The sequence below is a fragment of the Enterococcus massiliensis genome, assembly GCF_001050095.1.
In the GTDB taxonomy this organism is placed as follows: Bacteria; Bacillota; Bacilli; order Lactobacillales; family Enterococcaceae; genus Enterococcus_C; species Enterococcus_C songbeiensis.
Genome location: NZ_CVRN01000004.1, coordinates 65559 through 87740, shown reverse-complemented (window position 1 = coordinate 87740; position 22182 = coordinate 65559). Strand labels below are relative to the sequence as shown.

Here is a 22182-nt window from a genome sequence, read left to right as displayed (position 1 = left end):
TCCACTGGTTGACTTAGGTACTTGTTATCACTAGGTTCTAGTACATATTAATACTATGTAGTGAATTCGTCAAGCAGTTTGTTTGAATTTTTTTAGTTGCCTCCTAAACAACATGCTATAATAAGAAAAACCTTTCTACGATTGGATGATGTCTATGTATGACCAACTAGCGGATGCAATGACTGTTTTTTCAGAGGCCAAGAATATTTTTCCCTATTGGCAAAAGGAGGCCTTGCGCCAATGGGAGGACTGGTTTGAAGGCTTTTTGCCTCAAATTGTTGAGGGAATGTCGGAAAGAGCTTTTTATTTACACCTGATGAAAGGAACCGCCCAATTAAATGATGGCCACACGACTGTTTATCCGCCACAAGCCTTAGCAAGAACGACCTTTTCCCCCATTAGTTTTTGCTGGATTGAGAATCAGTTATGTATTTCAAAGGCCACCGCGGCTTACCAACAATTTCTTTATCAACCGATTCGTTTGATAAACGGCCTGACACCAGAAGACTTCTTGGCAGAAAAAGTCTTGCCGTATTTTTGGCATGAAAAAATTAATTTTGCTTTGCAGGAATTTACTGATTATGCTTTTTTTATTTTGCAGGAAAACTATACGTTAACTTTTACCTCAGAATCGATCGAAATTCCCTTTGAATCGGAGTTTCCAAAATTTGTGGAAAGAAATACTCTCCCGAAAACGGCCAAATGGATTGCAGAAAATTCATCTGCTGCCTTTTATCAACTAGCAGACAAAGCCTATATCCAATTGAAGAATTTTGCTTCAGAAGCAGTCGTTCGCAGTTTTTATGGCCAGCTTCCTTGGCTTTCAAAGCAAACGGCTCTCATTTTTGATCTACGAAACAATCCTGGTGGAAACTCTGGGTATGCCGATCAAATTTGCCAAGCCTTCTTTACTGAAAAGTTCCCCGTTGAGGGGGCCTTTCGCCAAGTCATCGATTTGGAAAAATACGCAAACGGCTCCCAACTTCTTCATCAACAGAAAGAAACATGGGAGGATTCCGAATTAGAGTGCCTGCAAACTTTTCAACATCAGTATTTGGAAAAAAGTGAGGAATACTCCTTTACCCCAGAATATTGTGGAAAATTAGCCGATATGCCGGTAATGATTTTACAAAATGAAGGAACCTATTCTTCTGCAGAAAATTTTTTGATTGCCTTTGATACGCAGCAGCGGGCCACCCTCATCGGAACAGCCAGTGCCGGTTCCACCGGACAACCTGCTTGGATTTCGTTGAAAACGGGCGGTATCTTTCAAATCACAGCAAAAAAAGTTTGTTATCCTGATGGACGTCCCCATCACAATATTGGCGTTTTGCCCCAACGAGTAATCCAAACCGCCCTTGCTGATTACCAGGCCGACCGCGACCCTGCGTTGGAAGAAGCCACGAGAAAATAGTTTTAGAAAGGAAGTTTATCCTGAATAATTCATAGCTTTTTTGAAATGCTATTTAAACATTGTCCTAACGCTGTTTATTGTTTTATTACCCAACACCTTTTGAGTGTACAAAAAGAACCCCAATCTGCTATGGTTAAATCGCCAAAACCTAACCAAAGAAAGGGGTTCTTCTCAATGGCTACATTACAGGAAAAACAAGTAAACTTCAACTCAAAAATGATAGTGTCTAATACAGGAGGAAATCTATCCACAGACGTTGGCTTAATTTTGGTTAAAGAATTTATGGATTCCATCGGCTTTACAAAACTGGCAAAGCAACTCTTAACTTTCAACGAAAATCGTCGCTATTGGATTCATGACAATATTTCTGTTCTGGAACAACTACTTTTTCAGCTCATCGCAGGTTATCCTGCGGATTCTTCTGTCAACATTCTGAGTGAAGACCCAATTTTCCGTTTGGTACTGGCTAAGGAATCCTTGGCCTCACAAGCCTCGCTTTCCCGCTTTTGGAATCGCGTGAGTGAAGAGACAATTGTCCAATTTCAACTCTTAAACCAAGCATTAATCGACAAAGTTCGTTTAAAACGGAACGCTACAGAAATGATCATTGATTTGGATTCCACACATTCGGATACTTTTGGTAACCAAGAAGATGCTAATTTCAATGCCCACTATGGTACGAACGGGTATCATCCGTTAGTAGCGTTTGATGGTCTGACGGGTGATTTTCTCAAAGCAGAACTTCGTTCTGGAAATGTGTACACTTCAAATGGCGTGAAAGAATTTCTGAAACCAATGCTTGAACATTATCAACAGACTCTTCCATGTACGAATATCCTTGTTCGAGGGGATAGTGGTTTCGCGACACCAGAAGTATATGAGACTTGTGAAGCCAATGATAGTTACTATGTTATTCGCCTGAAGGCGAATAGAAATCTAGAAAAAATTGCAGAGAATCTCGTTCTTGTAGGAGATGATCATCCGTGGTATCAACGGGAAGTTCACTATTATTCAACTACCTATCAAGCTGAAAAATGGTCAAAAGAACGACGGATTTGTATCAAATCAACCAGAGAAGCCAATGAATTGTTGTTTCGGCATGAATATTTGGTTACCAATTTTTCCCACAACCTTTTACCTCAAGAGATTTTCGGTATTTACCATAAGCGTGGTATCATGGAGAATTATATCAAGGAAGCCAAAAATGGTTTCTATTTCGATAAAACGGATAGTCCCACTTTTCTGGAAAACCACGCTCGGATGATGATAAGCCTCTTGGCTTACAACTTGGTCAACTTCATGAAAACAATCTGTTTACCTGCGAAAGAAGCAGTTTTCCAAGTAGACACCTTACGTCTTCGCCTTTTCAAAGTGGCTGGTAAGCTAATTCGTAGCGGTCGAAAATTGTTTCTGAAAACGAGCTCTTCCCATGTTTACCAGAACCTGTTCTATTATCTATTGGAAAAAATTCAGCAACTCTGCTGGTAGAACTGGGAGCTAACTGAAATTTTAAAAACTTATTAATTCTAAGGGATATTTGCGCTCAAAAATAAGAAAAATGACTCGTCATTCCTTGAATAGATCATATTTTGAGCTAATAGCGCTAGCGACATTTGAAATGTAATAACGGAAAAAGAAAAACCGATGGTTTTTCAAAATTAATGTTAAAAATCTAGAAGTATGAATAATTCAGGTTTATATGAATACCCGCATTTATCAAGAAAAAAAGGAAAGAATAGTTTTTGCCGAACCCGAAAAAATCATTCAAGATTCGCAGGGTGCATTAGATCTTGCTTTTTCTCTTTCCTTTGCCCATGATACGAATGCTATTATCTTAAAAAAAGAAGCCTTTACGGAGGACTTTTTTGATCTGCGAACCAAATTAGCGGGTGAAATTTTACAAAAATTTGCCCAATACGCTATTCGTTTAGCCATCGTCGGAGATTTCAGCTCCTATACCAGCAAAGCACTGAAGGACTTTATTTACGAGTGCAACCAAGGCACACAGGTTTTCTTCGTTGCTACTGTTGAAGAAGCTGTCACCCGATTGAAATAAGCGGAACTTATTTACTTTTAAAGGAGCTTGCTATGATGAAAATCGAACTATTTATCGGCATTTTCGCCGTTTTGCTGCTAGGTGTCTCCTTCTTCAGCCTGATTGCTCAAGACGTCCTTACGGCGGTGATCACCGGCGTTTTAGGCCTAATTGCTTTTTTCTATTGGTACCAAAAAAGCAAAAACAAAAAACATTGACTAAACACCAAAAAATCTTTGCAAATTTCAGCTATTTCGATTATCCTATAACATGTGGTCTTGAATGAGACGACTTGCGGGAATGGCGGAATGGCAGACGCGTGCGCTTCAGGTGCGTATGAGCTTAGCTCGTGTGGGTTCGACTCCCATTTCCCGCATAGGCAAACCCCTATACAGGCAGCTTTTGATAAGCTGTCTGTATGGGGGTTTTTGGTTAGGATAGGTACTTTTTTGGCTCTTTGTCAATAAGGACTGATGAGTTGTGCAAAATCAAATCTGGGTCAGAATGAACCTCATTCTGGCTCAGATTTTTTTGTTATCTTACATTGATTAATTGATTGATCAAAAAGATTCTAATTCTCATGTTCTCAAATGATTTAAATCCGTAGGATACTCGTTTCATTGTCTTTATGTGGGTATTCTTCGCTTCTATTTTTCCATTGGAATAAGGATAGATCATCGCGTTGGTGATGCCTTCTTCATAGGTCAGAAGGTTTTGAAGCTTCTCCCGAAAGCCGTCATCTAATGTTTCGGGAAGTTCTGCCAATAAGGAGAAAAACAAGTCAGGGTCTTTGTCTCGAAAGGTTTCAACTAATTCATGAAAAATGGGATATGCCTCCTTAAGGGGCGTGGAAAAGCCAAGCAATCGATCGATCATCATCGCTTCAGTAAGAAACGGGTATTTTGGCGCTCGGAAACTTTTCCATGTTTTGTATTCATAATGGTTAATGTTTGCACGATTTTTTAGCAAAAAGCGCCAGTTCTTTTTCAGTTTTTCTGCTTGGCTTTTCTGTCCTGCTTTACGAAGTTCATTCATTTCACGGATACGCAACTCATTGAACGCCTGATTCATGTGTTTGACAATATGAAACCGATCAATCACTACTTTCGCATTTGGTAGAACACGTTTGGTGAGCTGGAAGTAGGCGGCGTTCATGTCTGTAACTAAGAATTCTACTTCTTCTGGATTGGTACAGCCTAAGAAATAGCTTGTTAATCGAGGCAATTTACGCGTAGGCAAGACATCAATTAATTTTCCTGTTTCGCCATCTGCACAAATAAAACTCATTTTATCTTCTATGGAAGTGTGCGAACGAAATTCATCAACCATCAATACTCTGGGGAGAATCTTCTTAGATTGCTTTGGTAAATAGCTTTTAAACTTTTTCAATGTACGAATAACGGTGGTCAAAGATACCTGACAGCTTTTCGCAATAAAAGATAAAGATACTTTTTCAGTCAGTAAAGAAGCAATTTTATATCTAACATGATCTGCGATTGAATGTCTGGGTCGGACAAAATAACTTTGAGCAGTCCAATGGGTTCGACAGTTCTTACAGGTATAGCGCTGCTTTTTTAGGCGCATAACCATTGGCATATGATTGTATTGTTCAAAACGGACAATAGTTTCCTTTTTTCCATTTTTCACTATAATTGCTTTCCCGTTTCCATCTACCACAGTAGAACCACAACTTCTACAAGCACGAGGAGCAGGCGAGAGAACAGCATCGACGATTAACGTCTTTTCCTTCTGAAAGGTCTCGTAAGAGACCTCTTTAATCATCAAATCTTTATCTATTATTCTCAGCATTTTTTTGATAGAATCATTCATATAGCATATCGTCCTCTCAGTCTGTTTATTTTGTGGTGATTTAATCATACTAGAGAACGATATGTTTTTTAATACCTAAAATGAAAATGGGACTGAAGAATCAATTCTGATTCATCAGTCCCATAAATTATAGAGCCACTTTTTTCAGTTCAAGAACCCAATACAAAATCGTTCCTCTTCAATGAGAAACTTATTTTAACAGCTAGCAAATTACTTCTTGAATTCTTCTAAAATGATTTTATTCTTCTCATTAATTCTATAACAGAAAATTTCCCTATACCCCTCTTCCACTTGATTGAACCCTCAAAATAACAAAGCTTGAAACTGAGATCATGCGGCTACAAAACAGTCCTGCGAACAGATTACCATTGTTTAGAAGGAATAATACTTTAGCATCAAAAAGAAAACCAAAATAATCAAACTAGGTAAAAAATTAGATACACGAATATTGGTCAGTTTAATAAGATTTAATCCAATCGCAATAATCAGAAGTCCACCGATCTGACTGATTCCTGCCACTAAAATAGTCAATAATTCTTGTGGCACATACCTAACGACTATACTAGCAAACAGTGTGATGATTCCCTGATAGATGAAAACCGGCAAACTAGAAAAAAGAACACCGATTCCTAATGAGGCTGTCAGCATAATCGCTAAGAATCCGTCCATAACAGCTTTGGTGTATAGCGTCTGGTTGTCGCCGGAAACGCCGCTTTGGATTGCACCGATGATTCCCATGGAGCCAACTACAAAAATCAATGAACTAGTAACAAATCCTTCCGCAAAATTCCCATTAGATTTTGCAAAATGTTTCTGCAAAAAAAGCCCTAGCCGGTTCATGCCATCTTCAATTTTTAGCCCTTCACCAATCAAAGCTCCTACGCATAAGCTGATGATAACCAGTGTGAAGGAATCTGTTTTGATCGCCATTTGAAGTCCCAAAGCAATAACGCCGATCCCAATACCTTTCGTGACGGTATCCTTTGTTTGTTCACTAATATTGCGTAGGACAGCCCCTAGCAGACTGCCGCCAATAATTGCCAATCCGTTGACCAACGATCCCAATAAAATCATACTTCCTCATCTCCCGTTGCTAGAATTCTATCATAGCAAGGAAAAATAACAAGAAGACACGGCAAAGAAGTTAAAAAACGTATAAAACGAACGATTTCTCGTCATTTTATACGTTTTTTATGTTGGTAGTTTTCAAAACAACATAGCTCTAAAACTTACATAAGGGTAAAAAAAGCCGTCAACATTCTGGCTATTTCCAAAATAATTTAGTACTAGCTTAATTCAACTTTGCACCAATTCGTTGCACATCTCTGGCAATCATAACTTCTTCGTCAGTTGGAATAACAAACACTTTGACTTGTGAATCAGGAGAAGTGATTTCTGCTTCTTCGCCGTGGATCAAATTATTTACTGTTGGATTTAATTTAATACCGAACCATGTCATTGGTTTCAAGACAGCTTCACGAACGTAAGCAGCATTTTCCCCAACACCGGCTGTAAAGACAATCGCATCTACACCGTTCATAACAGAAATGTATTGTGCGATATATTTACGGATACGGTCTGCGTACAATTCGATGGTCAGTTCGGCAGCTTCATTGTGGCTGGCAGCCGCTTTTTGAACGTCTCGCATGTCACTGGAAATACCGGACAATCCTAAAATTCCTGATTTTTTATTCAAAATGTCAATCATTTCATTAACATCTTCAATGCCTTCTTTACGCATTAAATAAGGAAGAAGAGAAGCGTCAATGTCCCCAGAACGAGTGCCCATCGTTACACCGGCAAGAGGCGTAAAGCCCATGGATGTATCTACTGATTTTCCACCCTTCACGGCTGTGATCGAAGCGCCGTTTCCGATATGGCAAGTGATGATTTTAGTTTCTTCTGCTGGTTTATTTAAAAATTGGATTGCCCGTTCTGAAACGTAACGATGGCTAGTTCCGTGAGCTCCGTATTTACGGGCTGCATATTTTTCATAATATTCTTTTGGAATACTGTACATGTAGTTCACTTTTGGCATCGTTGTATGGAAAGACGTGTCAAAAACCGCCACACTGATAATATTTGGTAAAATATGTTTGAAGGCTTTAATTCCCATTGCATTTGCTGGATTATGCAATGGTGCCAATTCTGCTAATTCCTCGATTTTTTCCAGAACATCATCCGTAATAATCGTAGAATCCTTGAAGTACTCGCCACCTGCTACCACCCGGTGACCTACACCGGTAATTTCATCGTAGGAACCTAAAATGTGTAATTCAATCAAGTGATCCAATAACATTTGAACTGCGATTTCATGGTCATCGATGTCAACGACCGTTTCGAATTTTTCTCCCTCGCCATATTTGATCGTAAAGATTGAGTCTTTCAAACCGATTCGTTCAACGATTCCTTTTGCGATAACGGTTTCTTCTGGCATTTGATACAATTGCCATTTCAAACTTGAACTACCTGCATTGATTGCGATTGTTTTAGACATAGTACTCTCCTTCATCCGATTGATTTATTTTGAACCCCTTACGACACCTGTCACGAGGATCTTGCAAATTATAGATTTGCCGTTTTCCAAGCTTCAAATTCTTTAAAGAATTCCGCTACTTTTGCCGAATCTTTCAATGTGGCAAGTTTTGCCACTAAAACTTCCGCCTGTTTGGCGTGTTCGCCTTTTTGCTGCAAAATAATAATGCTTTTTCGAGACACTTCATTTTTGAACAATTCATCTGGCAGTTGAATAATTGCTTGCAGATAGACTTTTTCAATAAAAAGCTGCTTCAATGCCTGACTTTGCTCTGTTTCCAAAAAGTTGCTGGGTACCAAAAAGAACCCGAAACTGTTTTCTTTTACATAATTCATTGCTTGTTCCATCAATAGATGATGGGCAAAACTATGATTTTCCTTTGCTGCCGTCAAAAACTTTTCAGCTTTTTCATCATGGGGATAATAGCCCACAGGCAGATCACTGATAACTGCATCCATTGGATCAATCAACAGCTCTTGCAAACCGTCTTGATGAAACAACTGCACCTCTCCATGGGTCCAATCGCTAGTCGCTGCTGCAACCGCTAAAAGAGTCTCATCGATGTCCACGCCGTATCCCTTCATCCGGTATCCGGCATTTTGCAAATTCAATAAAACTGTCAGCAATAAATTCCCCATGCCAACACTTATATCTAAAACAGTCAGATCCCCTTTTTTTGGATAAAGCTGTTCCAGCAAATAGACAAACAAAAAGCCGATACCATCGGGAGTCAATTGGTGGTTTGGTTGAAGTTGTTCAAATTTCCCGCCCTTTAGTAGCAAAAGTTGGGCCAATTTCCGTATTTCTTCGGCTTCTAATGGGATTTCTTGAAGCTGTTGATAGATGGCTTCGACCTTTTTTACAGTCTCTGCATTGGGAACGCCATCAATTACACGCACTTGAAAATGATCAATCATGTTTTCGGCATTCTCGATATAGGCATCAAGAAAAGATGATTCCAATGCATTTTGTAATAATTGAATCGCTTCGAGGGTCAACTCAAAACTTTTTTCGATTTTTTCTGGAAACATCCCGCACCTCGCTTTGTCTTAGTTATAACAACTTTTATACCTGTTTAATTCTAGCTGATTCGCCACGATTTATCAATTGGTTTCACGGGAAATTTTTTAGAAGTACTCCCTGCATTTTTTCTTTCAAGCCAAAAAACAACAGCCGAAAAGCACCAATGAAAGGCTTTTCAGTCTGCTGTGTCAGTCATTTTCCAGAACTGTTTTATCTGTGTCTTTTTTTAGCGATTCCTCAAAATAAAAAGTCCCGCCGCCATGATCAATCCAAATCAGCAGATTCCCCGCCGTCGTCTGATACCGGACAGCCCCCACATTAAACGTCACTACACCTTTTTCCGGTGGATTTTCCTGCTGTTCATACTCATACCAAAACATTTCTTTAATCGTTTTGGCGATATATAATTTTTTCGTTCGGATTGCAAAGGTAACCGCCAAGCGATGATTTTCCAGGGCGGTCAGTAACAGCATGCTAAATAAAGAAACCAGTAAAACTGTCGAAAACATGATACTGCCTTTAGGTTTTTGGAAAAATCCATTTGCCATAATTAATATCTCCATTAAAGAACCACACTTTGATGTCAATTCCCGTATCTGTTTGATGGAACAAAACTTTTTTAACATCTACCAGCAACGGATGGTACCCGCCATTTTCATTTTTGATAATCATCTCATTTTGTACTTTGATCGTCGTACGAATCACCGAAGGAACCGTATCAACAACATACGTCCTAAAATTTATTTCAGTAGCGGTACTTTTTTCAAAGGTTCGTTCCTGTAATTCATTTTCCAGCTGGATTAAAAAAACTTCAAACTCCTGTCGGTTCCGCCGCATCAACAATGGGGCGAGCTGCTTGTGGTGGTGAATCGTTCCGTTTGTTAGCAATAAAAAACCGCTGAGAATTAGCAACGCAAATAAACACTCCAACAGTGTAAAACCGCGATGAATTTGGCGCTTCTTTTGGTTACTCAAAGGAAATCACCAACTGATCCGCGGCTGAACGAACCTCGACTTGCTGAATTCGGTGATTTTTTTGAATAACTACTTGATAGGGATGCTCATATTGAACTTCACGAATCATGGAACCACCATGGTTTGCATACGCCTTCGTTTCCTCATACATGATTCGTGCAGTACGGGCCTTTTCCAACAACCGATCGCTTTGCGCCAGCATCTTCATCTCCCCCAAAAGATAGAAAAACAAGCAACTGCTCAATAATAGGAGAGAAAAAAGTGTTTCCAGCAAAATGAAGCCTTTATTTAACGATTTTTTGATAGTGACCACTCCCAAATTGAAATTTATATTGAATCGTCTGCTGTTGTTTTGGCCAACGAAAAGTGATGGTTCTCATTTCGCTGTTATTTCCTTTTCGGGCAGAAAATGCCATTGGAGTGAAAATGTCTACGGTTATCTCGTTAGGAATTGTCAGCTGCGGCAACTGACTTTCCGGCAGTTTCGATGTTCGGAAAAAAATCGCCGTGTTGTCCCAAGTCAACGCAAACTGTGTCTGGATCTTATCAGTAATTGCTACTTGCTGTGTGACTAAAATACTTTTTTCCAATCGAGAAAAAAATTGATCCACTGCCATCATCTGTTGCCACCGCTGTAAAGCAAAAGCGGGCAAGAGTGAAAAAAAACTAAAAATCAATAACACCAGCAACGTTTCTGCAATAGTGAAACCACGTCTAGTCATGTTGCTTTTCTTTGGCTATTTTGTATTTTGCTAATTGCTCTGAGGTAATATACCTCTCTTTTTCCAGTTCCTCCGCAGTGGGCTTTGACTTATCCGGGAATTCAATCTGATACAGCTCCATTTGAGTCTCCACCACCTGAATGACTGCCCGCTCACTTTCTTTGTTTGCGACTTTTTGGTGTTTTGCCAAATTTGGAACGAATAACAATACCAGCACGCTGATAATTAGCAATACAATCAGCATTTCTATCAACGTAAATCCAGAATATCTACCTTTTTCCTTATTAAAACTACTCTGTTTTTTTAATGTCCATTGCCATTTTTTCATCCTGAAATTCCTCCCATATTACTGTAAATTGGTAAAAACATCGCGCCATATACGCTGATAATCAGCAACGCAACGATCAGAAAAATAATTGGTTGAATCCACTGCAGCATGCGTTCCACCCGTTGTAAAAGCAAATCTCGAGTCAATTCGCTATAAATCAATAATTCCTCTCCCAGCTTGCCCTTAGCTTCTCCTTGAAAAACAATCAACGAAAATTCCCGTGTCAAAAATGGGTATTCTGCTAATTTTTCCGAAAGGGATAGGCCATGATGCAAGGTTTGATGCAGTTCAGCAGCCAACTCATTCATGAGAGAATCAGTAATCGTCTGCCTCATTAAAGAAATAATTTCGCGAATCTCTACACCTTGGGTAAATAACTTCCCCCACTCCAAGGAAAAATAAGCTGCCATGTACAACTGATACAACGTTCCAACAAGAGGCAGTCGGCTCCACATGACAGCCTTTGCTAGTGCAGAGCGTCGTCGATTTTGCCGCTGAAAATAAAGTAGACCGATAGTCAAAAAAAGGACTAGCAACCCCAAACTGTAAGGGGCGACCCGCAAAAATAAGATGCCGGGATGATCGGCTTTCACCATTTCTGTTGCAAGAAGCTGTGGCAGTAAAAACTGCCGCATACTGAGAAGGACTGTCAGTACAAAGACAATCAATAATAACGGATAGGTCGCAACTTTCCGAAAAGCCTGCTGTTGTTTCCGCCAAAGGGTCAAGTGGGTTTCGATCGTTCGCAATGTTCCACAAACATTGCCATGTTCTTCTGCCAATTGAATTTGAGCAATCTCTTGCGGCGAAAAACCAAGCTGACGAAATCCTTCTGCCAGCGATGCACCGGTCACTAAACAGTGTTGAAATCTCTTAATCAAGTGTTGTTCGATTCTTTGACTGCGATCAATTACGCCTAATGCTTCCTGCAGAGTAAACCCATTTTCCAATAAATCTGCCAACGTTTTAGTAAAAAGCAAGCGTTGGCTCGTCTCCCTACCCCAACTGCTTTTACCCTTCCTTTTGAAAAATTGCTTCATCGATTAGACCCTCTTGATAGATTTTCGTTAACGTTTCCTGCCAATCCGTTTTGATTTCAGGTGACTTTTTAAAATCATAAGCCAATAATCCCGCGGTTTGTCCTTTTTGATCCGGTAATAATCGTTGGTAGATGATACCTGTCAAACAATGATTCAGCTCTTGATTTTTACCGATAAAATCCTGCATACGATCCATTGTTTCTGCTACTCCACGCGCATGAACCGTCGCAAAAACTTTGTGTCCTGTCAGTGCAGCCCGAATCGCTGCCTGTGCCGTCTGTTTATCCCGAATCTCACCAATGATCAAAACATCTGGGCGATGCCGCAAAGAAAGCTGAATCAGCCGATCATAGGTCTGCAGTATTTTTTCATTGGTTTGCAGTTGTAAAAATTGCGGTTCCTCGATTTCCACCGGATCTTCAATGGTAATCACTTGTCCCCGTTCTCTTTTAGCCAAATGATACATCAAGGTTGTCTTACCACTGCCGGTGGGACCACTAAAAAGATACAGCCCATTGCGTGTCGTTTGTTCCTCAACCATCGTTAGCTGTTGAGGCAGAAAAAAATGCTGACTTTCCTTTAACGGATACAAGAAACGAATCACCAAACTTTCCCGTTGACGATAATCTCCTACAGTGGAAAGTCGCAGTCGTTGAAAGGTTTCCTGTAAAGGATAAGTGATTGCGCCTAATTGAACTTTCCGCTTCTCTCCCACATCCATTGCTCCCAGATATTTAAAGCGGCTGATAAGTTGTTGAGCAATTTCATATGTCGTTTCTTGATAGGACAACAACTGATTATTTTTACGAAAAACAATCCGAACCTCCTCTCCCCATGGATGGATTGCCAAATCCTGCATTCTTTTCTCACGACCAAAACAGATTAATTCATCAGAAAATGTCTGAATATCCATAAACGTCTCCTTTTTTTCCTTCTCTATTGGTAAATACGCGGTTTGAGCAAAATCATTTTTTAGAAAAAACTTTTTCAATAGGAATAGACGAAAAAAGACCAGAAAACTTCCGGGTCTTGGAATACACAGAGAAATCAACACCAAAAAACCCCCAGGCACGCACCTGAGGGTTTTTGATCCATCAAGAATCTCTTATTGAGGTTTGGTTTCGAAAAGTGGACTTACTGGTTTGTTTTCATGAATTCGTTTGATTGCTTCTCCCATCAAATCGCCAACGCTGATTTCGTCGATTTTTTCTGTTCGACGGTCTTCTGGAAGATAGATTGAGTCAGTAACGACACAACGTTCGATCGCTGAATCTTGGATTCGCTGCAAGGCTGGACCTGATAAAACAGGATGCGTACAAGAAGCATACACACTTTTTGCCCCAGCTTCTTTCAGTGCATTGGCAGCCAGAGTGATCGTGCCAGCTGTATCAATCATGTCATCAATCAAGACACAAATTTTGCCTTCCACATGCCCAATGATGTTCATAACTTCCGCAACATTTGCTTTAGGACGGCGTTTGTCGATGATCGCAATCGGTGATTTCAAAAATTCAGCCAATTTACGAGCGCGGGTCACGCCGCCATGGTCTGGAGATACCACCACTACGTCATCGCCTTTGATTCCTTTTTCTAAGAAATAATTAGCAATAAGCGGAGCTCCCATTAAATGATCAACGGGGATATCAAAAAATCCTTGGATTTGGGCTGCGTGCAGGTCAAGTGTGACCATTCGCGTAGCACCGGCTTTTTCTAACATATTTGCAACTAATTTTGCGGTAATTGGTTCGCGGGAGCGTGCCTTGCGGTCTTGACGAGCATAGCCGTAATAAGGCATGACCACGTTGATTGTTTTTGCACTGGCGCGTTTTAAGGCATCAATCATGATCAATAATTCCATTAAATTATCGTTTACCGGACTGCTGGTTGATTGGATCACATAGACGTGTGCACCACGGATACTTTCCTCGATATTGACTTGGATTTCACCATCGCTGAATTGTTTCACGGTACATTTTCCTAATTCCACACCAACGGCTGCCGCGATTTTTTCTGCCAAAGGACGATTTGAATTCAATGCAAAAATTTTCAATCTTGGATCAAAATAATGATTTGACATGAGAACCTCCACTTTCTTTTCGTACAATAAGAAAACTACTAGTTACTAGCAACTCTTCCTAGTAAATAGTAGTCATTTTTGTCTGAGAAATCAAGTTATTTACCGTTATTCATAAATGTTTCAGCTAAAAAAGGTAATTTTTTGGCATAGTCTGCTTTGTTTTCTTGACGAACCCGACCGATTGCCATCGCAAATTCAGGAACATCTTGAGTCACCGTCGTGCCGGCAGCAATCGATGTATGAGGCGCTACTTCCACTGGTCCGACTAGGTTTGCGTTAGAACCGATAAAGCTGTGGTCGCCAACGTTCGTATGGTATTTTTGTTTGCCGTCATAGTTCACGAACACCACGCCGCAACCGACATTGATTTCTTTGCCAAGGGTCGCATCCCCAACGTAAGTCAAATGACCCACCTTGGTTCCTTCACCGATTTGGGCATTCTTGATTTCAACAAAGTTTCCGATATGGGCTTTTTCATGAATTTCCGCTTTTGGACGCAGGTGAGCAAACGGACCGACATCCGCACCTTTTTTCACCAGACTTTCCTCAATGATCGATGACTTGATGACTACATCGTCTTCAATTGTGCTGTCAACAATTTGTGATTGCGCCGTGATAACACACCCTTCACCGATTACCGTATTGCCTTTTAAATAAACACCGGGTTCAATGACCGTTTCAGCACCGATTTTGATATCTGCATCAATATAGGTAGCTGCCGGATCAATCAAGGATACACCGTTTAACATGTGTTGATGATTGATTCGTTCTCGCATCAAACGATTGGCCTGTGACAACGCTACTCGATCGTTCACACCAAGGGACTCTTCAAAATTTTTGGTTTGATAGGCCGCAACCGTGTTGCCATTGGCCTTCAAAATTTCAATAATATCCGTCAAATAGTATTCTCCTTGGGCATTGTCTGTATCCAGATGTGCCAAGGCATCAAATAATAGTTCATTGTCGAAACAATATGTACCGGTATTGATCTCCGTCACAGCTGCTTCTTCTGGATTTGCATCTTTTTGTTCCACGATTTTTTCAACAATACCGACGTGATCGCGAATAATACGTCCGTACCCGGTAGGATCTGCCGCATCTGCCGTTAAAATTGTCGCACTGGCGTTTTTTCCTTGATGGTATTCAAAGAGATTGTTCAAGGTCTCCGTCGTCAATAACGGGGTATCTCCGCTGATAACCAGCGTAGTGCCCTTCTTGCCTTTTAGAAAAGGTTCTACCTGCAAGACAGCATGTCCAGTGCCTAATTGTTCTGCCTGCAAAGCATACTGGCTCCGAGTGCCTAGTTGTTCTTTCACTTTATCTGCGCCATGTCCAACCACTGTGATGATTTCCTGAGGCTGTGTTTCTGACACTCGATTGATGATATGCTCCACCATTGGTTTACCACAGACTGGATGTAAAACCTTATATAACTTGGATTTCATACGGGTCCCTTTTCCCGCTGCCAAAATAATTGCAAAACGTGCTGTCACACTGTTCACTCCTTACTCCTTTTTATGAATTAAATTTTCTTTTTAGAAAATTTAATTTGATTGTCGTGCCGCATACCATTCCACTACTCAACTTGTATTTAGAGGAACTGGCATCCTTACTCCTTTTTATGAATTAAATTTTCTTTTCAGAAAATTTAATTTGATTGTCGTGCCACATACCATTCCACTACTCAACTTGTATTTAGAGGAACTAGCATCCTTACTCCTTTTTATGAATTAAATCTTCTTTTCAGAAAATTTAATTTGATTGTCGTGCCGCATACCATTCCACTACTCAACTTGTATTTAGAGGAACTGGCATCCTTACTCCTTTTTATGAATTAAATTTTCTTTTTAGAAAATTTAATTTGATTGTCGTGCCGCATACCATTCCACTACTCAACTTGTATTTAGAGGAACTGGCATCCTTACTCCTTTTTATGAATTAAATTTTCTTTTCAGAAAATTTAATTTGATTGTCGTGCCACATACCATTCCACTACTCAACTTGTATTTAGAGGAACTAGCATCCTTACTCCTTTTTATGAATTAAATCTTCTTTTCAGAAAATTTAATTTGATTGTCGTGCCGCATACCATTCCACTACTCAACTTGTATTTAGAGGAACTGGCATCCTTACTCCTTTTTATGAATTAAATTTTCTTTTTAGAAAATTTAATTTGATTGTCGTGCCGCATACCATTCCACTACTCAACTTGTATTTAGAGGAACTGGCATCCTTACTCCTTTTTATGAATTAAATTTTCTTTTTAGAAAATTTAATTTGATTGTCGTACCGCATACCATTCCACTACTCAACTTGTATTTAGAGGAACTAGCATCTCTTCACTTTTTTACTGTCTAAGTGTAGCCCAATTCGCAACTGATTGCAACTGCATCAGCCATTAAACAGCCATACCAATTTAGAAAAAAACGCCCAGTTAAGTAATGGACGTTTCGTTTTGCTTTCTTTATTCGGTGAAATAATTTCCCGGCACTACCGAGATTGTTTTTGTCTGAGTATCTACATCCTGTACGTAAAGCAAAGAGGTATATTCCGTAATTGCCCGGGTTCCTTTGAATTTGGCTTCTGCAAAAACCGTCACGCCCACCAAATCACATTCAAATTCTTCAATCAGGCTTTGCATACCGTTGATTGTGCCGCCGCCCTTCATAAAATCATCCACGACTAAGACCCGAGAGCCTCGTTTTAGACTACGTTTGGACAATTCCATTTTTTCGATTCGTTCAGAAGAACCGGAAACATAATTAACACTAACTGTTGACCCTTCAGTAATTTTGGAGTCCCGCCGTACAATCACAAAAGGTACATTCAAGTAATAGGAAACTGCTTGAGCAATCGGTACGCCCTTTGTGGCTACCGTCATCACCGCATCGATTTTTTGCCCTAGATATTTTGAGGCAATGATTCGTCCCACTTGCCGCAACAAATCAGGCTCTCCCAATAAATCAGATAAATAAACATAGCCGCCTGGCAACAATCGATCTTGTTCCGATAAACGAGCAGCCAACGCCTCAATATAGCGCTTGGCTTCTTCTTTCGGAATCTCAGGAATAAATACCACCCCGCCAGCCGCACCGGGAATCGTTTCTAAAATTCCCGTTCCCCGTTTCTTAAAGGTTTTTTTTGCAATGGCAAGATCCTCACTGATGGAAGATTTCGCAGATTCATAGCGTTTGGCAAAAAAGGTCAATGGAATCAACTCATGAGGATGATCCAATAAATAATGTGTCATGTCGATCAATCGTTCACTACGACGTACTTTCACAAACTTCACTCCTTGTTTAATTTTTAGTCGCTTTATTATAAGGCTTTAGAAGGAAAAATTCGAGTGTTTTCCACTTATTTTAAAAAATAGTTCGTAAATTATCTGTGAAAGCGCAAAAAAAAGGCGAAAACCTTCGCCTCTTGTCACTTTTATTGATTGATTCGCTGCTTGCGCTGCACCACAATGATGAGTCGCTTGAATAAATTGACCAGTAAGAACAATGCGATAAACACAAGAGTGATGGTCGCCCCTGGTGGTGTATCCAGATAAAAAGAGCTGGTCAAGCCCCCCAACATTCCGATCAATCCGATCACAATACTGAGCAAAATCACCGCATTGAAACTTTTTCCAATCCGCATGCTGATTGCTGCAGGTAAAACGATGATTGCTGAAATCAGCAACGCACCGGCAATCGGAATCATTACCGCAATGGCAACCCCAGTCAACACATTAAAGAGCATCGACATCCCGTGGATAGGTAAACCGTCCACGTGAGCCGTGTCTTCATCAAAGGTCAACACGTACATGGGGCGTTTAAACAAGAAGAATAAAATTTCAGTGACTACAAACAAAATGCCCAACAGAACCACCTGTTGTGTCGTGATAGTCACGATAGAGCCAAACAAGTAGGACTGGATGCTGGTAGCAGAATTGCCACCGCTGAGATTCATCAGCACCAAAGCCAGCGCTAAGCCCCCCGCCATCAAAATTGCAATGGAGATTTCTGCGTAACTGCGATACATCGACTGCAAATATTCTAATAGTATCGCCGCAATAACCACTACAATCAGCGTGGTCAAATTAGGGTTCAAATTAAAGAAGAAACCTAGTGCCACCCCGGCCAACGAAACATGGGACAAGGTGTCTGCCATCAAGGATTGTCGGCGAATCACCAGAAATACTCCCAGCATCGGTGCAATTCCGGCAATAAAAATGACTGCCAAGAAGGCTTTTCTCATGAATTCAAATGAAAGCAACGCCATTGAGAATCCTCCTTTCGTACCAAGCGGATCTGCCGATCACAATAGGATTTGATGTCTTCATGGTCATGGGTAATCATTAAAATTGATTTACCATGAACGTGAGCACTGTGGCGCAACAACCGATAAAAATCCATCCGTGATTGTTCGTCCATTCCTGTTGTCGGCTCATCCAGAATAAATAAATCCGGGTCGGTTGCGAAGATTCGTGCCAAACTGATTCGCTGTTTTTGCCCGCCGGACAATTCGCCGATTCGTTTATGACGCATCTCCCACATTCCCACTGCGTCCAATGCTCGTTTGACATGAAGATGATCTTTTTCAGTCAAACGTTTGAACCAGTGACCTCTTGGATAGCGTCCTGATCGAACCAATTCCAACACGGTGCTGGGAAAGCCGACATTGAAAGACGCAATTTGTTGGGGAATATATCCGATACTGATTTTTTCCCCCGCCGCATTGGTTTTTGCCAACGTGACCTCCCCTTTAGTAGGCTTCAGCAAGCCAAGTGTCGCCTTGATCAGCGTTGATTTAGCTGCCCCGTTTTCTCCCGTCAGAATGACAAACTCACCATCGTCAACAGAATAAGTGATGTCTTCTAACACCGGTTCGTCATCATAATAAAATGTTAAATCCTTTACATCGATGTAGCGCAATGTTGCGCCTCCTTTAGTTGATACTTTCTTTTAATGCCTCTAAGTTTTCCTGCATGATGGAAAGATAGGTCTTACCATCTTCCATTTGTTGTTTCGTCAAGCTTTCTACTGGATTCAGCACCGCCAATTTCACACCAGTTTCTTTTGAAAGAGTCTCTGCCACTTTGCTGCTGGCATTTTCTTCAAAATAAATCACTTTCACGCCATGATCCTCAACAAAATGTTTTAATTCCGCCAAACGACTTGGTGAAGGTTCCTGATCTGGTGAAATTCCTGCAATCGATTCTTGGGTCAAGCCGTATTGATTGGCTAAATAGCCAAATGCCGCATGCTGAGTGACGAAGGTCTTGTTCGTTGCATTCGCAAAAGCATCCGTGAAGTCTTGATCTAGTTTCTGTAATTTCTCAATATACGCTGCAGCATTTTTTTCAAAGGCCGCTTTTTTATCAGGGAATTTCTCACTTAGTTCATCCCGGATGGTCTCCACTTCTTTGATCGCCATTATCGGGTCTGTCCAAACGTGGGGATCTTTGTCATGATCGTGATCATGGTCTTCCTCTTCATGGTCGTGGTCATGACCGTCGTCTGTCATTTCCAACAAATCGATTTGATCTGCCGCTTCAATGACCAGTGTTTTTTCTTCATCCAGACTATCTTCGATACTTTCGACCCAAGTTTCCATTTCTTCACTATTATACACGAAGGCATCCGCTTGGGAAATTTTTGCGACATCTTTTGCGCTTGGTTCATAATCGTGAGGTTCCGTTCCAGCAGGAATCAGCAATTCCACCGTGCCCTCATCCCCAATTACTTCTTTTGTAAATTCATACATTGGATAAAAAGTTGCAATCGCCTGTAGTTGTCCCTTTTCGGCTGTTTGTCCATTTTCAGCAGTTCCGCAGGCAGTCAATGCAAACCCGCTCAATAAAAGTCCTAAACCCACTAAATATTTTTTCATTTTCTGTCCTCTTTTCGTTTTGATAGATTAAATCGGAAAACTTCCGATTTACCGGCAGGAATTAATGTATCAAACAATTGAGGAAGCGTCAACCGAAATCGGAAAACTTCCGATTTAAACTGGAAATTTCTCGATAAATCGGAAGATATCGGAGCTTCTGTTCATATTAAAGCTCATTTTCATGAAGACCTCAAATAAAATCAAATGGCAGGATGCTATCTAAAATTTGTACCAATTCTTCTGGTGTTTCCTTTTACCCGCTGTTAATTCATTCCTGCAAAAAAAAACCAAAAACGTATGGCTCAAAAAACGAATCAAATACCGCTTTTCCTGTTCACCTTACTGCTTGATAGCCGTATGAGGGAAGAAATGCCGCAATGTGCGTACCTGCATAAACTTTTTTAATTGGTTCTGAATCTCGACAGAGCTGCGACTGTTACCGGCTCGCAGCTCTCGCTGATCGTACTACTAATTTTATTGTTAGCAGTATTACTTGTCTGATCCATTTTCGCAAAGCCCCCGTTCGCGGCTGATTTTAAAATAAAATAAACCGAACCGCAAAAGTCAGTTTAATAGCTTTTGCGGTTCGATTTTTTATGACTGTTACTCTTCACAACCGGCTGTTTCATTCAAAGAACTCGGCGTTTCGCTTCTTTTCACTTGCACGATCAAAAGAATCGCTAGTAAAACAATCGCTGCACCAAAAATCGGTGTGTAAGCAATGCCCATTTTCCCTGTGACTTGTGCACCGACAGTCGAGCCTAACGTAATCCCGACATTGAAAGCAGCGATATTAAATGCGGAAGCCAACGTAATGTCTTGCGGTACATATTTTTCAGCCAACTGCACAACATATAACTGCAATCCCGGCACGTTCATGAAAGCAAACAGCCCTAAAAGGATCGCTGCCAGCAAACCGAGAAGCGTATTTCCAAGCATGATCGTGATAAACAAGAACAGCAAGGATGCTAGTAAAAGACCAAACATCTTGATCAATGAAGCAAGTGGTTTTTCATTTGCCAAATGTCCACCGACAGTATTGCCAATCGCGACCATCACACCATAAACAATCAAAATGATCACGACTGCATTTGCGGAAAAACCAAAATTTTCTAAGATTGGTGAAAGGTATGTGTAGGCAGCAAACGTCCCGCCGTAACCGAATGCGGTAATCAAGAAAGACATCACTAACGGTTTATTCGTAAAGATTCGAACAAAACCTTTCAAATCGACTTTGCCAGGAATCGGTAATTGACGCGGAACTAAGAAACTGCTGGCGATCAAACCAAGTAAACCAACTGCTGCGATAAAAATAAAGGACATATTCCATGTTGTTTGTTGACCAATAAATGTTCCCAATGGTACTCCTGTTACAGTTGCGACAGTCAAACCGGTAAACATGATGGCGATCGCACTTGCACGACGCGACGGCGCAACGACATCAGCAGCAACAACTGTTGAAACTGACATAAAGATTCCATGTGCCAATGCTGCTAAAATACGACCCAGTAATAAAATCATAAAGGTTGGGGCAAATGCGGCTAATACATTCCCGCCAATAAATAAAAGCATGATCCCGATCATCAAATTGCGCCGGTTCCACTTGCCGGTCAAAATAGTTAATAACGGGGCGCCGATTGTTACGCCTAACGCGTATAAAGAGACGGTCAAACCTGCTTGTGCGAGTGTGACATCGAAACTTTTGACGATCATCGGCAACAATCCGACGCTGATAAATTCAGTCGACCCGATCGTAAAGGCATTGATTGCGAGAGCCAGTAAAGTTAAGTTTGGTGAGAGTTTCTTTTCCATTTTTTTCCTCCAAAAAAATTATTTGTAAGCTACAAGAAGATACTATATACTGTTGATGAACTTTTGATAAGTACCCACTTTTTTGTATCATAGGTACCTTTTAGTGACTTTTGAATTGTATCAAGGGTTTTAAGGAGGAATTTTTTTTGGAAAATCGTGCATATATGATCGGCGTAGAAGCAACAATGGATGTTATCGGTGGAAAATGGAAACCAATCATTCTTTGTAACCTACACCATGGACCCATGCGTCCTAGTGATTTGAAACGCGGCATCACCGGCATCAGCCAAAAAATGTTAACGCAACAACTCCGCGAATTAGAAGATGACAAAATCATCGACCGGAAAGTGTACCAGCAAGTACCGCCGAAAGTTGAATATTCATTAAGCGAATACGGGCGTAGCCTTTCAGATATTTTAGACAGTTTATGCAGTTGGGGTGAACAGCACGTCGCTCATTTGCAAGAAGAAGGACAAGACGTTTATTTGAAGGCAAACTAAAAAGGAGGTGGCA

General features: G+C 40.6%; 23 protein-coding genes and 1 tRNA gene. 6 read left to right on the top strand and 18 right to left on the bottom strand.

What is annotated here, in order from left to right; genetic code table 11:
• Positions 1–154 precede the first annotated feature (154 nt).
• The 5 genes from BN1875_RS02200 to BN1875_RS02185 all read left to right on the top strand — a co-directional run bounded on the left by BN1875_RS02200 (position 155) and on the right by BN1875_RS02185 (position 3825).
• On the top strand, positions 155–1414 hold the full coding sequence (locus BN1875_RS02200) for a S41 family peptidase (RefSeq protein ID WP_048603229.1): 1260 nt from the start codon (positions 155–157) through the stop codon (positions 1412–1414).
• 174 nt (positions 1415–1588) lie between these two features.
• Positions 1589–2902, top strand: coding sequence for an IS1380 family transposase (locus BN1875_RS02195; RefSeq protein WP_048603228.1), 1314 nt, complete (start codon positions 1589–1591; stop codon positions 2900–2902).
• Between the two features lie 211 nt (positions 2903–3113).
• Complete coding sequence (locus tag BN1875_RS02190; protein WP_048603227.1) at positions 3114–3470, top strand: DUF4180 domain-containing protein; 357 nt, start codon at positions 3114–3116, stop codon at positions 3468–3470.
• A 35-nt stretch (positions 3471–3505) separates the two neighbouring features.
• Positions 3506–3667, top strand: a complete 162-nt coding sequence (locus BN1875_RS13605; protein WP_156171197.1) for a hypothetical protein — start codon at positions 3506–3508, stop codon at positions 3665–3667.
• Between the two features lie 76 nt (positions 3668–3743).
• Positions 3744–3825, top strand: a tRNA-Leu gene (locus BN1875_RS02185).
• Positions 3826–3983: 158 nt separating this feature from the next.
• Here BN1875_RS02185 and BN1875_RS02180 read toward each other — a convergent pair.
• The 18 genes from BN1875_RS02180 to BN1875_RS02095 form a co-directional block, all read right to left on the bottom strand.
• Positions 3984–5279 (bottom strand): ISL3 family transposase, encoded by a 1296-nt coding sequence (locus BN1875_RS02180; RefSeq protein WP_048603109.1) that lies wholly within the window; start codon positions 5277–5279, stop codon positions 3984–3986.
• A gap of 372 nt (positions 5280–5651) precedes the next feature.
• On the bottom strand, positions 5652–6353 hold the full coding sequence (locus tag BN1875_RS02175; protein ID WP_048603226.1) for a DUF554 domain-containing protein: 702 nt from the start codon (positions 6351–6353) through the stop codon (positions 5652–5654).
• A gap of 217 nt (positions 6354–6570) precedes the next feature.
• Positions 6571–7776 (bottom strand): acetate/propionate family kinase, encoded by a 1206-nt coding sequence (locus tag BN1875_RS02170; protein WP_048603225.1) that lies wholly within the window; start codon positions 7774–7776, stop codon positions 6571–6573.
• A 68-nt stretch (positions 7777–7844) separates the two neighbouring features.
• Entirely contained in the window at positions 7845–8846 is a 1002-nt protein-coding gene (locus BN1875_RS02165) for a class I SAM-dependent methyltransferase (RefSeq protein WP_048603224.1), read from the bottom strand.
• Between the two features lie 180 nt (positions 8847–9026).
• Positions 9027–9386, bottom strand: coding sequence for a competence type IV pilus minor pilin ComGG (gene comGG / locus BN1875_RS02160; protein ID WP_048603223.1), 360 nt, complete (start codon positions 9384–9386; stop codon positions 9027–9029).
• Positions 9358–9813, bottom strand: a complete 456-nt coding sequence (gene comGF / locus BN1875_RS02155) for a competence type IV pilus minor pilin ComGF (RefSeq protein WP_048603222.1) — start codon at positions 9811–9813, stop codon at positions 9358–9360. Before comGF ends, comGG begins: the two co-directional genes overlap by 29 nt.
• On the bottom strand, positions 9806–10015 hold the full coding sequence (locus BN1875_RS02150; RefSeq protein ID WP_048603221.1) for a hypothetical protein: 210 nt from the start codon (positions 10013–10015) through the stop codon (positions 9806–9808). The genes comGF and BN1875_RS02150 overlap by 8 nt, the downstream gene beginning before the upstream one ends.
• 82 nt (positions 10016–10097) lie before the next feature.
• Positions 10098–10535 carry a competence type IV pilus minor pilin ComGD gene (gene comGD, locus BN1875_RS02145; protein ID WP_048603220.1) on the bottom strand — a complete coding sequence of 146 codons (438 nt, stop codon included), beginning with the start codon at positions 10533–10535 and terminating at the stop codon, positions 10098–10100.
• On the bottom strand, positions 10528–10863 hold the full coding sequence (comGC, locus tag BN1875_RS02140) for a competence type IV pilus major pilin ComGC (RefSeq protein WP_082147218.1): 336 nt from the start codon (positions 10861–10863) through the stop codon (positions 10528–10530). Before comGC ends, comGD begins: the two co-directional genes overlap by 8 nt.
• A complete protein-coding gene (gene comGB / locus BN1875_RS02135) occupies positions 10860–11903 on the bottom strand; it encodes a competence type IV pilus assembly protein ComGB (RefSeq protein ID WP_048603219.1) in 1044 nt (347 codons plus the stop codon). Before comGB ends, comGC begins: the two co-directional genes overlap by 4 nt.
• A complete protein-coding gene (gene comGA / locus BN1875_RS02130) occupies positions 11875–12816 on the bottom strand; it encodes a competence type IV pilus ATPase ComGA (RefSeq protein ID WP_048603393.1) in 942 nt (313 codons plus the stop codon). Before comGA ends, comGB begins: the two co-directional genes overlap by 29 nt.
• A 192-nt stretch (positions 12817–13008) precedes the next feature.
• Positions 13009–13980: a ribose-phosphate diphosphokinase gene (locus tag BN1875_RS02125; protein ID WP_048603218.1), complete on the bottom strand. Its 972-nt coding sequence runs from the start codon at positions 13978–13980 to the stop codon at positions 13009–13011.
• A 95-nt stretch (positions 13981–14075) separates the two neighbouring features.
• Positions 14076–15473 carry a bifunctional UDP-N-acetylglucosamine diphosphorylase/glucosamine-1-phosphate N-acetyltransferase GlmU gene (glmU, locus tag BN1875_RS02120; RefSeq protein WP_048603217.1) on the bottom strand — a complete coding sequence of 466 codons (1398 nt, stop codon included), beginning with the start codon at positions 15471–15473 and terminating at the stop codon, positions 14076–14078.
• A gap of 971 nt (positions 15474–16444) precedes the next feature.
• Positions 16445–17263, bottom strand: a complete 819-nt coding sequence (gene purR, locus BN1875_RS02115) for a pur operon repressor (RefSeq protein WP_048603216.1) — start codon at positions 17261–17263, stop codon at positions 16445–16447.
• 149 nt (positions 17264–17412) lie between these two features.
• Entirely contained in the window at positions 17413–18246 is an 834-nt protein-coding gene (locus tag BN1875_RS02110; protein ID WP_048603215.1) for a metal ABC transporter permease, read from the bottom strand.
• Complete coding sequence (locus tag BN1875_RS02105; protein ID WP_048603392.1) at positions 18219–18899, bottom strand: metal ABC transporter ATP-binding protein; 681 nt, start codon at positions 18897–18899, stop codon at positions 18219–18221. The genes BN1875_RS02110 and BN1875_RS02105 overlap by 28 nt, the downstream gene beginning before the upstream one ends.
• A gap of 13 nt (positions 18900–18912) precedes the next feature.
• Entirely contained in the window at positions 18913–19857 is a 945-nt protein-coding gene (locus BN1875_RS02100) for a metal ABC transporter substrate-binding protein (RefSeq protein WP_048603214.1), read from the bottom strand.
• A 603-nt stretch (positions 19858–20460) separates the two neighbouring features.
• Positions 20461–21669 (bottom strand): MFS transporter, encoded by a 1209-nt coding sequence (locus tag BN1875_RS02095; protein WP_048603213.1) that lies wholly within the window; start codon positions 21667–21669, stop codon positions 20461–20463.
• Positions 21670–21815: 146 nt separating this feature from the next.
• On the opposite strand from BN1875_RS02095, the gene BN1875_RS02090 reads away from it, so the two are divergent.
• Positions 21816–22169, top strand: coding sequence for a winged helix-turn-helix transcriptional regulator (locus BN1875_RS02090; RefSeq protein WP_048603212.1), 354 nt, complete (start codon positions 21816–21818; stop codon positions 22167–22169).
• The last annotated feature ends 13 nt before the right edge of the window (positions 22170–22182 follow it).